Origin of the sequence: Neorhizobium alkalisoli (assembly GCF_002968635.1) — a bacterium.
In the GTDB taxonomy this organism is placed as follows: Bacteria; Pseudomonadota; Alphaproteobacteria; order Rhizobiales; family Rhizobiaceae; genus Neorhizobium; species Neorhizobium alkalisoli.
In genome coordinates this window covers 132658-145430 of record NZ_PVBN01000003.1, presented here as the reverse complement: position 1 = coordinate 145430, position 12773 = coordinate 132658, and the positions used below count along the sequence as shown (strand labels likewise).

Genomic DNA, 12773 nt, shown 5'->3' with positions numbered 1-12773 from the left:
CAATTCTAAAATGATCGCTCACCGCCACGAGTAGCCGTGGCTGTGGCGAACGAGCTTGCGAGCCCGCGGGATGTAGCGACTGGCGGCGATGGCATCCGGACCGATGACGGCGTATCGCGGCTCAAACAGCTTCTGGAGACGCGAGACGTCGCCATTGGAATCCGTCGCTTCCAGATCGGCATCGACGAGATCAAAGATGGTGAAATCGGCCCGTTCCCCGACCGAAAGCCGGTTTTCCATTGGAAGCTTGATGACGGACGCGGGCGCATGCGTCACAGCTTCGACGACCTTATCGAAGGGCATGCCGACCGACAGGAGCTTCGACATGGTGGTCGCCAGATCCCAGACCGGGAAATTCATCGAATGGCCATGCAGGTCCGTCGAAATCGAGAAGGGCAGCAACCCGCGCTGGATCGCCGCTTCCGCGACCTTGAAGGAGAAGGACGCGCCGCCGTGGCCGATATCCAGTCGAATTCCTTCCGAAGCGCAGCGTTCGGCGAGATTGAAAAGATCCTCGTCCTCCATGATGCTCGAACCGGCCTTGCCGTTGAAGCAGTGGGTGACGACGTCCCCCGGACCCAGGATTTCCAGTACTTCGTCATAGAGTGCCGGCGGTTCACCGACATGCACCATCATCGGAATCTTGAGGATCTTGGCGATCTTCTTGCCGAGCTTGACGGGCGTGACACCCCAGGAGCCGGTAATGACGTGGCTGGCGCGCACCTTGATGCCGACGATATGCTCGCTATTTTCCGCATAACATTCGAGAATCCGGTCGAGGTCGATGTCCTTGATGTCGCGCAGTTCCGGAACGCGGTTGCAGGCGACGAGACCGATCGAGCCGAGGTTCAGGAAGGCTTTGATGCGTTCCCTCGATGGCTCGATGATGTATTCGCGAAAGCCATGGAAATTGGCTTCGCCGGCCGATCCCGCGTCGACCAGCGTCGTCACGCCGCGCTCGGCGCCGCATTCCGACGGACGGATCGAAATGTCGGTGCCGCCGTGCCAGATATGCACGTGCAGATCCACCCAGCCCGGCGAAATCCAGGCGCCTTTGCCATCGATGCGGATCGCATCTGCCGGTGCGGCGAGCGACGGGCCGATCGCGGAAATCCTGCCGTCCGTGCCGACAAGAATATCCGTCGCGCCGGCAGGCATCGCATCGCCGAAGGCCATTGGCTTCACATTGGTGAGGAGGAGCGGTTTTTCCGCTTTTTCACCGGTCATCTAGAGGTCCTTTCGAAGTCTGGGATCGAGCATGTCTCTGAGGCCGTCGCCCACCATCTGCAGTGAAAGCACGCACAGGATGATGGCGAGGCCGGGGAAATAGGTCATCCAGTCGGCTTGCCCGATATATTGGCGACCGCCTGAAATCATCGTTCCCCAAGTGGGGATTTCGGGGCTGACGCCGAGGCCGAGGAAGGAAAGGCCAGCCTCGGCAAGCATGGCGCTGGCGAACAGGAAGGTTCCCTGGACGAGGATCGGCGAGACGAGGTTACGCAGCACATGCCGGGTCATAATGTGGAAGGTCGAGATCCCGAGCGCCTTGGCCGCTTCCACATAGGGCAGTTCGCGTATGACCAGTGTCGAGGCGCGGACGACGCGGGCGAGGCGCGGCGCATAGACGATGGCAAGCGCAAGAATGACGGTCACCAGCGATGGACCGAGGGCTGCCACAAGCGCAATCGCCAGCAAGATATCCGGAAAGGCCATCATCGCGTCGATCAGCCGCGCGATCGGTGTGTCGAGTTTCTGAAAGAACCCGGCGAGCAGACCGAGCGTCACGCCAATCGCCGCAGAAAGCATGACGACGGCAAATCCGACCAGCAGCGACAACCGCCCCGCATGGATAGTGCGCGAGAAGATATCACGCCCGAACTCGTCGGTACCGAACCAGTAGAGCTCGCCCGGCGGCTTCAGGCGGTTGACGATCGAAAGCTTGGAAGGAGAAAAAGGCGCAACCCAGGGGGCAAGGGCCGCGAGCAGAACGAAGATGGCCAGCACGACGAGGCCGATGGCGACCGTCTTGCGCTTCAGCAAGCGGCGAAGGAACCGGTACTTTTCGCCAAGGACCGGCGCTGGATTGGTGGTTACGACATCGACCATCAGTAGCGCACCCTCGGATCGATCAGAAGATAGAGCATGTCGATCGCAAAATTGATGAGGACATAGAGGCCGGCGATGACGAGCAGTGCACCCTGGATAACCGGATAATCGCGGCGAAGCACGGCGGATACGACGAGATTGCCGACGCCCGGCAGCCCAAACACGGTTTCCGTCACAACCGCACCGGAAATCAGTACGGCGGCCGTCAATCCGATGACGGTCAGGATCGGGATGAGCGCATTTTTCAGGGCGTGTTTCAGGACTACACGCCGCTCTGACAAGCCTTTGGCGCGGGCAGTGCGGACATAGTCGTCACTGAAGACGTCGAGCATGGAAGCGCGGGTGAACCGCAGGATCAATGCTGAGGAAACAATGCCCAGCGCCAGCGCCGGCAATGTCAGATGATACATCCTCTCCAGAAAGCCGGCCCCAGGGCCGCCATATCCGGACACCGGAAAGATATTCAGCCTGACAGCAAAGAACTGCATGAGGATGAGCCCCAGCCAGAAGCTTGGAATGCTCGCGGCCAGCATCGCCACGGTGGTGGCCGCCTGATCCACGAAAGAGCCGCGCCGATAAGCCGCGTAGATGCCGACCGGCAGAGCGATGACACTCGCGATCGCCAGCGAGAAGATCGTCAGAAAGAAGGTCGGTTCGGCCCGATCCAGCAGCGCGGCGCCGACCGGCATGTTGAGAAAGATGGATTGACCGAGATCGCCTTTTAGAAGCTGGCCGATATAAAAGACATACTGGACGACGATGGACTGATCCAGGCCGAGCCTCGACCTCAGTTCGGCAATGTCCTGCGGTGTGGCGTCCGGGCCGAGCATCACGGCTGCCGGGTCTCCCGGGGTCACCCGCACGATCACGAAGACAATCGTCACGACCAGGAACATCACGACGATCATGCCGGCAAGGCGCTGTAGGATGTAACGTATCATTGCAAAAAGGTCCCCGTGTCCGCAGCCGGACAGGACGAATGGTGGACGCCGGCCTTGGCTGGCATCCACCTCCTCGTGCCTACTTCGTGATGGACGCGTTCCAGAAATACGGCCAGGGAGCCGGATCGACGCCTTCGAGCTTCTTCGACTTCGCCGCAACCGCGTTGAAGTCTCCGATCTTGATAAGCGGGAGTTCATCGTAAATCGTCTTCTGGACATTTGCCCAGAGCTTCACGCGCTTGGCAGCATCTGTCTCGGACGTGAAGGCATCGACCGCAGCCTTACGGGCGGGCGTGTCCCACCAGCCGGGTGAACTGGTCGAGAGCGCTCCGATCAGCGCCGGTTCCGGCAGGAAGGGGCTGTGGGTGATATAGATGTCCCACAGCTTGGGATCGGTGCGCCTCTGGGTCAACGTCGCCCAGTCGACGACCTGCATGTCGACCTTGAAACCGGCGAGCTTCAGGTATTCGGCAGCAACCTGCGCCATCTTGTAGTGAAACTCATATTGGCGGCTTGTCAGGATGCGAAGCGGCTCGCCATTGTAACCCGCCGCCTTCAGAGCTTCCGCAGCGGCTTCCGGATTGGCGATATTATAGTTGCCCTCGACTCCCGTTTCGCTATGCCATCCATAGTTGGCGGGATAGAAAGCACCGTCCAGGGCATAAAAATCCTTGCTGCCGAACGCCGCCGCCAGCATGTCCTCCATGCTGAGAGCTTGAGTGACGGCCTTGCGCAGTTCCAGCTTGGACGCCAGGCCTTCCTTGGTGTTGAAGACGAACACCGGATAGCCGAACGGCTTGAGCAAAACGGGCGCAGAGGCGGAAGAGGATTTGATCTTGTCGAAGGATTCCACAGGAATGGAATCGACATAATCATATTGGCCCGAGACCGCAGCCTCGACGCGCGTGTTCGGATCAGGCACCGGCACGAAACGGATCTCGTCGAGATATTGGTGGCGGGCGCCGCCGTAGCCATCGCTTGCGCCGGAGCGGGGCTTGTAGCCGCCGAAACGGGCAAGCTGGATGTACTGGTCTGCCTTACGTTCCTTCAGCATATAAGGACCGGTGCCGACAAACTCCGTCATCGGCTCAGCCTGCTTCTCCGCGGGGACAATGATCGCCGCGGAATTGTTGAAGGCAAGCAGCGAGACGAGTGGCGCATAGGGCTGCTTCAGCTTGATGGTGACGGTATCCGGTCCGGTAGCGGCAAGAGTTTCGATAAACCCTGCGGCCTGCTTGCCGCGCGAGGCGATTTTGGTCCAGCGGCCAAGCGAGGCGATCACATCTTCCGATGTCATGTCGCTGCCGTCATGGAACTTGATGCCGCTGCGCAACTTGATCGTATAGGTCTTGCCGTCGGCACTGATCTCCGGAAGGCTTTCGGCAAGAAGCGGCGTAACTTTCCAGCCCTTGTCGAAGGTATAGAGGGTCTCGAAGATGTGCTGGGTGACGATCCCGACAAGATCGGCGGTCGAGGCCATCGGATCGAGCGTCGGCGGCTCGCCAATCGTCGCCACGTTGATGACGCCGCCTTTTTGCTGCGCCAAGGACAAGCTGGGCACGGCGACGAGCGCCGTCGCGAAAAGGAATGCAAGTTTCAGTTTCATCGCAGTCTCCCGTTCTTATGTTCCACTATTATGTTATATCGACTTTTATAACAGAATAGCGAAGACACGGGCAGTGTCAATGGCGACGTGGGCGTCGATGCCACTGTTCGTTCTCTTGCCGATTTGGAGACGAGCTGCACCACCCCCAAGGGCGTTTCCCAAGCGGGCACGCCTCGAAGCGGAGGTTCGAACTGTTTCGAAAGCGCTGCTGAGATGCGCGGATGCAAAGCAGCCGTCCGGCTGCCTCGAAATCGCTTAGCTAGCGAAAGACAACGCCCGACCCCTTAAAGCTCGGGATGCCGGTTCACGTCCTTGTAGAGCAGGTAGCGGAAGCGACCCGGGCCGCCAGCATAACAGGCCTGCGGGCAGAAGGAGCGCAGCCACATATAGTCACCCGCTTCCACCTCGACCCAGTCCTGATTCAGCCGGTAGACCGCCTTGCCTTCCAACACATAGAGACCGTGTTCCATGATGTGGGTTTCCATGAACGGGATGATGGCCCCCGGCTCGAAGGTGACGATATTGATGTGCATGTCATAACGGATATCGGACGGATCGATAAAACGGGTTGTCGCCCATTTGCCATCCGTATCCGGCATCGGAGCCAAGACACATTCGTCTTCGTGGGTGAAAACCGGCGGCGGCGGTTCAAGCCCCTCCACCGTCTTGAACGCCTTGCGGATCCAGTGGAATCGGACCGCTGCTGCGCTGTTGTTCTTCAAGGCCCACTGTCTGCCAGCCGGCAGATAGGCGAAAGAACCGGATTTCAAATGGTGTGAAGCGCCATCGAGTTCGATCGTCATCTCGCCCGCCACCACAAAGATGCCGGCCTGCGCGCGCGGATCCGGTTCCGGCCGCTCGCTGCCGCCCCCTGGCTGCACTTCCATAATATACTGCGCAAAAGTCTCGGCAAAGCCGCTCAACGGACGCGACAAGATCCAGGCTCGCGTGCCGTCCCAGTGCGGCAGCAGGCTCGTAACAATATCACTCATGACCGTCTTGGGTATCACCGCATAGGCAGTGGTGAAGACAGCCTTGCTGGAAAGAAGTTGTGTCTGCGGCGGCAAGCCACCCACGGCTGAAAAGTAATTGCTGGTCGTCATCCACATCATTCCTGAAAGCAGTCGAATGTCTGCTTTAAGCCTGACCCGGAATTTGGGCAAGGGAACAACACAATTCCCGCAGGTGCCGGACATCGGGGAGCCGAAATCGTGGGATCGCTATCGCCATCGAGCAGATGTCCTGACCAATCACCCGCTAAACGCCGAAGAGCGACCAGCAGTCTACTTTAGAACAAAAATTCTGCCTTTGATCTCGCCTTCAATCAATGCTTTGTCAAGAAATCTGGCGATTTTGACCCTCGCCGAGAATTTCTGCAAAGAGCGTCGTTGACGGCTCCTTCAAAAAATGGAATAAATTATCCGCACCACTCGAGCCGCGGTTCAATCATTCCGCGGCGCATCCACGTCGGGAGCGGGGATGAAAATTACTCGGTCGGGAGGCCAGTTCTGGTAGCATCGGGTGACGCCGGAACCAATAGAGGAGGAGACCACATGAAGAAGCTCATTTTGGGTGCTACGCTGTCTTTGCTCGTGAGCACCACCGCACATGCTGAGACCGTCGGGGTGTCCATGGCGCTGTTTGACGACAATTTTCTGACGGTACTGCGCAACGGGATGCAGGATTATGCCAAGACGCTTAAAGGCGTGACGCTGCAGGTGGAAGACGCACAAAACGACGTCGCCAAGCAGCAGAGTCAGATCCAGAACTTCATCGCCGCCGGCGTTGACGCCATTATCGTCAACCCGGTCGATACCGACGCGACGACCGCCATGTCGAAACTAGCAGCTGACGCCAAAATCCCGCTCATCTACGTCAATCGCGAGCCTGTCAACGTCGACAGCCTGCCGGAAAAACAGGCCTTCGTTGCCTCCAACGAAGTAGAGTCCGGGACGCTTGAGACCAAAGAGGTCTGCAGGCTTCTGGGTGGAAAAGGTACGGCCGTGATCATGATGGGGGAACTGTCCAACCAGGCAGCCCGCATGCGGACGAAGGACGTCCATGACGTTGTTGCGACCGCCGAATGCAAGGGCCTCAAGATCGTCGAGGAGCAAACTGCCAATTGGCAGCGCACCCAGGGCGCGGACTTGATGACCAACTGGCTTTCCAGCGGCCTGGAATTCGACGCCGTCATTTCGAACAACGACGAAATGGCGATCGGAGCAATCCAGGCTCTGAAAGCTGCTGGCAAGGACATGAAGAAGGTGATCGTTGCGGGCGTGGACGCCACTCAGGATGCGCTTGCCGCCATGCAGGCAGGCGACCTCGACGTCACGGTTTTCCAGGATGCAGCTGGCCAGGGCAAAGGCGCCCTCGATGCCGCCTTGAAGCTGGTCAAAGGCGAGAAGGTCGACAAGAAGGTCTATATCCCCTTCCAGCTTGTCACCCCCGCCAACGTCAAGGACTTCGTCGCCAAGAACTGACGCGGCGTCTTCTGGATGCGGCGGAAATCTGCCGCATCCCCTTTTTCTCGCTCCACAGGAGATTAGGATGGTCGTAAGCCCTTCGACCATGGCTGCCGTGCGCAAGAGCGGCGCGATTCCCAATGCGGAATTCCTGCTGACGGCAGAAGACGTGCGCAAGGAATTTCCCGGCGTCGTCGCCCTCGATGATGTTTCGTTCCGGCTGAGGCGCGGCACAGTGCACGCGCTGATGGGCGAGAACGGTGCGGGCAAGTCGACGCTCATGAAGGTTCTGGCCGGCATCTATCAGCCCGACAAGGGCACCGTAAGGCTAAGAGGCGCTGAAATACGGTTGAGATCGCCCCTCGACGCCTTGGAAAACGGCATCGCCATGATCCATCAGGAACTGAACCTGATGGCCTATATGACGGTGGCGGAAAATATCTGGATCCGCCGCGAACCGCTCAACCGCTTCGGGCTTATCGATCATGGCGAAATGTACCGGCGCACCGAAGAACTCTTCAGCCGTCTGAATATCCAGATAGACCCTGAAGCCAAGGTCGGCGATCTCTCCGTCGCCAATCGGCAAATGGTAGAAATCGCCAAAGCCGTCTCCTACGAGTCGGACGTCCTCATCATGGACGAACCGACCTCGGCGCTTACAGAGCGTGAAGTAGACCATCTTTTCCAGATCATCCGCGGCCTGCGCACCCAAGGGATCGGGATCGTCTACATCACCCACAAGATGAACGAGCTCTTCGAGATTGCCGACGAATTCTCGGTATTCCGTGACGGCAGATATATCGGCACCCATGCCTCTACCGACGTCACCCGCGACGACATCATTCGGATGATGGTTGGCCGGGAGATCACCCAGATGTTTCCCAAGGAGGAAGTACCAATCGGGGACACGGTGTTGTCGGTGCAAAACCTCAACCTGAAGGGTGTGTTCCGCGACGTCTCCTTCGAGGTGCGGGCCGGTGAGATTCTTGGAGTGGCAGGCCTGGTCGGCTCGGGTCGATCGAATGTCGCCGAGACATTGTTCGGCGTTACGCCGGCAACCTCGGGCACGATCGAAATTGATGGCAAGGCGGTTGTGCTCGACAGTCCTACAACTGCTATCCGCCACCGAATGGCTTTTTTGACCGAGGATCGCAAGGACACCGGCTGCCTGCTGATCCTGGACGTTCTCGAAAATATGCAGATTGCCGTCCTCCAGGACAAATTCGTCAGCAAGGGCTTTGTTCAGGAAGCAGAACTGAGCGACGTTTGCGAGGACATGTGCCGTAAGTTGAGGATCAAGACGCCGAGCCTTGCCGAGCGTGTCGAGAACCTGTCGGGCGGCAATCAGCAAAAGGTGCTGATCGGGCGCTGGATGCTGACCGATCCGCGCATTCTGATCCTGGACGAACCGACGCGCGGGATCGATGTCGGAGCCAAGGCTGAAATTCACCGGCTCGTTTGTGAAATGGCTCGAAAAGGCGTCGCGGTGATCATGATCTCGTCGGAAATGCCCGAGGTCCTGGGGATGAGCGACCGCATCATGGTCATGCACGAAGGCCGGGTAACGGGCTTCCTCGATCGAGCAGAAGCAACACAAGTCAAGGTCATGGATCTTGCGTCGCGTTGACGTGCCCAGGACCTGAGGGAGGATAAAATGACGACTGACGCTGCGGCCAAAGGCAGTCTCAAAGCAACGCCGGCACGCCGCCGGAACCGACGCATGCCGCCTGAGGCCAATATCTTTCTGGTCCTGATCGGCATTGCACTCATCTACGAGCTACTCGGCTGGCTTCTGATTGGCCAGAGTTTCCTGTTCAACCAGCAGCGTCTGACGATCATGATCCTGCAGGTTTCCGTGATCGGGATCATCTCGGTGGGCGTCACGCAGGTCATCATCACCGGCGGGATCGACCTTTCTTCCGGATCGGTGGTCGGTCTGACAGCCATGCTGTCGGCAAGCTTTGCCCAAGCCTCTACCTGGCCCCGAGCCCTCTATCCAAGCCTGACCGACATGCCGTTCTTCGTTCCGATCGGCGTCGGCGTCCTAGCTGGCATGCTCGCCGGATACATCAACGGACAACTGATCGCCAAGACGAAGATCCCGCCTTTCATTGCCACCCTCGGGATGATGGTGACAGCGCGCGGTCTTTCAAAGTGGTATACCAAGGGTCAGCCCGTCTCAGGTCTCAGCGACAGCTTCACCTTCATCGGCACGGGCATCTGGCCGGTGATCGTGTTCCTCGCCGTCGCCCTCATCTTCCATGTGGCACTACGCTATACCCGCTATGGGAAGTTCACCTACGCGATCGGCGCGAATACCCAAGCTGCCCGCGTCTCAGGCATCAATGTCGAGGCTCATCTCATCAAGGTCTATGCAATTGCGGGCATGCTGGCAGGCCTTGCCGGGGTGGTGACCGCAGCCCGGGCCCAGACCGCCCAGGCCGGCATGGGCGTCATGTACGAGCTCGATGCCATCGCCGCGGCGGTTATCGGCGGCACCTCTCTTTCAGGAGGAGCAGGCCGCATCACCGGCACCGTGATCGGAACCGTGATACTCGGCGTGATGACCTCGGGCTTCACCTTCCTGCGGGTTGACGCCTATTACCAGGAAATCGTCAAAGGCATGATTATCGTTGCGGCAGTCGTTGCGGACGTTTATCGCCAGAAGAAGCGGGCCAAGGTTTGAATGTCCTCCTTCAAGCACATCTAGGCGGCTTCGGCCGCCTTTTTCTTTTGTCGCCGAAATTCACAGCCCGAAGCAGCCGACGGCAAGCCGTCAACTCTCCACCGTCACCCAACGCCGCTCCGAAAACGAGCGGGCCATGGCGTGCACGGACCGCTCGATCTGAAGGCCGTCTTTGAAGCTGATGAGATGTGCCGGTTTGCCGTCGATGGCCGAGATCAACTCGCGGCACTCGATGATCTTCAGGTCGTTAAAGCCGAGGCCGTGTCCGGGTGCGGGAATGAAGCGATCATAGGGATGATGTTCCGGCGCGGCCAGGATCTTCCGGAAGCCCTGCTGTGTCCTGTCGCTGGAATTCTGGTACAGTTCGAATTCGTTCATTCGCTCCTGGTCAAACAGGATGGAGCCTTCCGACCCGAAGATCTGCAGCGCGATACGGCCTTTGCGTCCCCAGGCGGAACGGTTCGCCATCAGCACTCCTGAGATGCCTCCTTCCAATCGGAAAAGGACACTCGCCAGATCATGGTTTTCCACGGGGCGGCGTCCTCCGTCCGCCAGCGGCCTTTCCGCATAAGGCTTGACCATATCGGCGATGACTGCCTCGACATGACCGAAGAGCGTAAAAAGCAGCGACAACGGGTGCACGGCGAAATCGTCGAGTGCGCCATAACCGGATGCTGCCTCGCTCTTCCAGTAGAAGAGCGCCTGCGGATCGGCCATGAAATCCTCGTCCATTTCAACCCGCACATGATTGACGACGCCGATCGCGCCTTGAGCAATCAGCGCCTTGATCTGGCGGATCATCGGATTCTGGATGTAGTTGTAGCCCATGGCAGCGATCTTGCCTGATCGGCTGGCCGCCGCCTGCATGCGCTCGGCATCACCAAGCAGAGGCGCCATGGGTTTCTCGCACCAGACGTGTTTGCCGGCCTCAAGCGCGGCAACGGCCATGTCCGCATGAAAGGCGTTTGGCGTTGTGACGGAGATGACGTCCACACCAGGATCGGACAGGAGATCGCGCCAGTTACCTGTGGAACGCGCAAATCCGAGATCGCGCGCCTTGCGCTCGGCGAGCTCAGCGTCGACTTCGGCAAGCGCCACCAGGCGTGGGCGATCGACATCGCCGAAAACGCTTGCCACTGAGTTCCAGGCAAGCGCGTGACATTTGCCCATATAGCCGGTGCCGATCAGTCCGACGCCCAAGCCAGCCATCCTATTCTCCTTCTTCGCTGGTGACTGGATTGGACGAAAGCGTCAGGGGTTGTCGCGCCGAAAAATCCAATCGTGATCGGGATGATTCTTGAAGCGCCATTTGCGGATTGGGCCCGCCATGACGTTCAGGTAATACATTTCGTACCCATAGGGCGCGCCGCAGGGATGGTGACCCTTAGGCACCAAAACCAGGTCGCCATCTTCGACCGCCATGGTCTCGTCAAGCGAGCCATCTTCGGTGAAAACCCGCTGGAAGCCAAAACCCTGCGCCGGATTCAGCCGGTGATAATAGGTCTCCTCCAGATAGGTCATGTCCGGAAAATTGTCTTCGTCGTGTCGATGCGGCGGATAGGAGGACCAGTTTCCCGACGGTGTGAAGACTTCCGTGACCAGCAGGCTGTCGGCGACATCTCGTTCTTCCATTGCGATCGCATAGATATAACGAGTGTTGGCATCCTTGCCGCGGGTATTGAGCGACAGGCCCTGCGGCCCGATCAATGCAGCCTCGCGCCCCGGCTTGGCGGGTGCCGCGCAGACGGCAAGTTCGCAATCGGTGCTGGCGGTCGCATTCCACTGGGCGCCTGCGGGAATATAAACGCAGTGAGGCGGCTTGCGCTCGAAGACGTTCATGCGGTCGCCAAGTTCGCCGAAGTCCTTGCCTCCCCCGCTGATGCTGGCCTTGCCCTGCACCAGTACAAGGATGACTTCGGTTTCTCCGGTTTCCTCGCCGACCGTTTCGCCGGCTTTGAGCTTATAGAGCCCGAAGCCGACATATCCCCAGCCTGCGTCTTTTGGCGTGACGTCATGCACCTTGCCGCCGCGACCTTTCGGCTTGCGCAGCAGACTGCTCATGCCACAGCCCCCGCCTTATCGAGCCCTGCCGCTCTCGCCGTCGCTTTCAGCGAAGACAAGCCCAGGCTCTGATATTCGAAGGGATTTCTGACCTCCGGATCCTGCTCGGCTTCGATCACGAGCCACCCTTCGTAGCCATGTTCCGCTGCAATCTTCAAGACAGGCTGGAAATCCACGCCTCCCTCCTTGTCTCCGGGTACGGTGAATACGCCACGGCGTACGCCCTCAAGGAACGACAGCCTCTCCTCGCGCACCTGCCGGGCGATATCGGGCCGCACATTCTTCGCATGGATGTGGCCGACGCGGTTCATGTATTTTCTCGCGACCGCTTCCGGATTACCGCCGCCGAACAGGCAGTGGCCCGTATCGAACAGCAGCTTGGCCTGCGGGCCGGTATTTGCCATCAGCTTGTCGATCTCGTCCTCGCTCTCGACGATGGTACCCATATGATGATGGTAGACGAGCGTGATCCCCTGCCCGGCGGCAAATTCCGCCAGCGTCTCGACGCCCGCACCGAATTTTGCCCACTCGGCATCAGCGAGTTTCGGGCGATCCACGAGAGCGACGCTGTCATTTCCATGGATGGCGTTGGAGGTCTCGCAGACGATGATGACGTTCGAGCCCATCGCCTTCAGAAGATCGAGCGGGCTCTGCATCGCAGCCTTCTCTTCCTCAATTGAATTCGTCAACAAGTTCAGCGAGTGCCACCCGGAAACAAACCGCAATCCTCGGGGCTCGAGAACCGCCTTCAAGGCTTCCGGCTGCTGCGGGAACTTGTGGCCCTTCTCGATGCCGTCGAAGCCGATCTTGGCCGTCTCGTCCAGGCATTGCTCCAGGCTGATATGGGCGCCGAGCGAGCGGTCGTCGTCGTTCGACCAAGCGATTGGATTGGTTCCATAGAGGATCAT

At 59.1% G+C, this 12773-nt stretch carries 12 protein-coding genes; 4 read left to right on the top strand and 8 right to left on the bottom strand.

Features of this window, described 5'->3' with window-relative positions; all coding sequences use genetic code 11:
- Positions 1–18: 18 nt before the first annotated feature.
- The 5 genes from C5L13_RS08110 to C5L13_RS08090 all read right to left on the bottom strand — a co-directional run bounded on the left by C5L13_RS08110 (position 19) and on the right by C5L13_RS08090 (position 5756).
- Entirely contained in the window at positions 19–1227 is a 1209-nt protein-coding gene (locus C5L13_RS08110) for an amidohydrolase/deacetylase family metallohydrolase (protein WP_105382778.1), read from the bottom strand.
- Positions 1228–2106 carry an ABC transporter permease gene (locus tag C5L13_RS08105; RefSeq protein WP_105382777.1) on the bottom strand — a complete coding sequence of 293 codons (879 nt, stop codon included), beginning with the start codon at positions 2104–2106 and terminating at the stop codon, positions 1228–1230. It lies immediately after the preceding gene.
- Positions 2106–3047: an ABC transporter permease gene (locus C5L13_RS08100; protein ID WP_170117231.1), complete on the bottom strand. Its 942-nt coding sequence runs from the start codon at positions 3045–3047 to the stop codon at positions 2106–2108. Before C5L13_RS08100 ends, C5L13_RS08105 begins: the two co-directional genes overlap by 1 nt.
- Before the next feature lie 79 nt (positions 3048–3126).
- Entirely contained in the window at positions 3127–4653 is a 1527-nt protein-coding gene (locus C5L13_RS08095) for an ABC transporter substrate-binding protein (protein ID WP_105382776.1), read from the bottom strand.
- A gap of 284 nt (positions 4654–4937) precedes the next feature.
- A complete protein-coding gene (locus C5L13_RS08090; RefSeq protein WP_105382775.1) occupies positions 4938–5756 on the bottom strand; it encodes a bifunctional allantoicase/(S)-ureidoglycine aminohydrolase in 819 nt (272 codons plus the stop codon).
- On the opposite strand from C5L13_RS08090, the gene C5L13_RS28695 reads away from it, so the two are divergent.
- The 4 genes from C5L13_RS28695 (at position 5743) to C5L13_RS08075 (ending at position 9804) form a co-directional block, all read left to right on the top strand.
- Positions 5743–6045, top strand: a complete 303-nt coding sequence (locus C5L13_RS28695; RefSeq protein ID WP_158693411.1) for a hypothetical protein — start codon at positions 5743–5745, stop codon at positions 6043–6045. The two genes, C5L13_RS08090 and C5L13_RS28695, sit on opposite strands and share 14 nt — an antisense overlap.
- A gap of 161 nt (positions 6046–6206) precedes the next feature.
- Positions 6207–7136: a sugar ABC transporter substrate-binding protein gene (locus C5L13_RS08085; protein ID WP_105382774.1), complete on the top strand. Its 930-nt coding sequence runs from the start codon at positions 6207–6209 to the stop codon at positions 7134–7136.
- Positions 7137–7203: 67 nt separating this feature from the next.
- Entirely contained in the window at positions 7204–8745 is a 1542-nt protein-coding gene (locus tag C5L13_RS08080; protein ID WP_105382773.1) for a sugar ABC transporter ATP-binding protein, read from the top strand.
- 27 nt (positions 8746–8772) lie between these two features.
- Positions 8773–9804 carry an ABC transporter permease gene (locus tag C5L13_RS08075; RefSeq protein WP_105382772.1) on the top strand — a complete coding sequence of 344 codons (1032 nt, stop codon included), beginning with the start codon at positions 8773–8775 and terminating at the stop codon, positions 9802–9804.
- 90 nt (positions 9805–9894) lie between these two features.
- Here the strand turns inward: C5L13_RS08075 and C5L13_RS08070 are convergent, their stop codons facing one another.
- Genes C5L13_RS08070 through iolE form a run of 3 tightly spaced genes read right to left on the bottom strand, consistent with a single transcriptional unit; the run spans position 9895 to position 12773 of the window.
- Entirely contained in the window at positions 9895–11013 is a 1119-nt protein-coding gene (locus C5L13_RS08070) for a Gfo/Idh/MocA family protein (protein WP_105382771.1), read from the bottom strand.
- Positions 11014–11055: 42 nt separating this feature from the next.
- On the bottom strand, positions 11056–11865 hold the full coding sequence (gene iolB, locus C5L13_RS08065) for a 5-deoxy-glucuronate isomerase (RefSeq protein WP_105382770.1): 810 nt from the start codon (positions 11863–11865) through the stop codon (positions 11056–11058).
- Entirely contained in the window at positions 11862–12773 is a 912-nt protein-coding gene (gene iolE / locus C5L13_RS08060; RefSeq protein WP_105382769.1) for a myo-inosose-2 dehydratase, read from the bottom strand. Before iolE ends, iolB begins: the two co-directional genes overlap by 4 nt.

What these genes read in the sequence shown, in the direction of transcription:
- C5L13_RS08090 (WP_105382775.1), bottom strand. Translation starts at nt 5,756, where the DNA reads ATGACGACCAGCAATTACTTTTCAGCCGTGGGTGGCTTGCCGCCGCAG.
- C5L13_RS08105 (WP_105382777.1), bottom strand. Translation starts at nt 2,106, where the DNA reads ATGGTCGATGTCGTAACCACCAATCCAGCGCCGGTCCTTGGCGAAAAG.
- C5L13_RS08070 (WP_105382771.1), bottom strand. Translation starts at nt 11,013, where the DNA reads ATGGCTGGCTTGGGCGTCGGACTGATCGGCACCGGCTATATGGGCAAA.
- iolB (WP_105382770.1), bottom strand. Translation starts at nt 11,865, where the DNA reads ATGAGCAGTCTGCTGCGCAAGCCGAAAGGTCGCGGCGGCAAGGTGCAT.
- C5L13_RS08080 (WP_105382773.1), top strand. Translation starts at nt 7,204, where the DNA reads ATGGTCGTAAGCCCTTCGACCATGGCTGCCGTGCGCAAGAGCGGCGCG.
- C5L13_RS08085 (WP_105382774.1), top strand. Translation starts at nt 6,207, where the DNA reads ATGAAGAAGCTCATTTTGGGTGCTACGCTGTCTTTGCTCGTGAGCACC.
- C5L13_RS08110 (WP_105382778.1), bottom strand. Translation starts at nt 1,227, where the DNA reads ATGACCGGTGAAAAAGCGGAAAAACCGCTCCTCCTCACCAATGTGAAG.
- C5L13_RS08100 (WP_170117231.1), bottom strand. Translation starts at nt 3,047, where the DNA reads ATGATACGTTACATCCTACAGCGCCTTGCCGGCATGATCGTCGTGATG.
- C5L13_RS08095 (WP_105382776.1), bottom strand. Translation starts at nt 4,653, where the DNA reads ATGAAACTGAAACTTGCATTCCTTTTCGCGACGGCGCTCGTCGCCGTG.
- iolE (WP_105382769.1), bottom strand. Translation starts at nt 12,773, where the DNA reads ATGATCCTCTATGGAACCAATCCAATCGCTTGGTCGAACGACGACGAC.
- C5L13_RS08075 (WP_105382772.1), top strand. Translation starts at nt 8,773, where the DNA reads ATGACGACTGACGCTGCGGCCAAAGGCAGTCTCAAAGCAACGCCGGCA.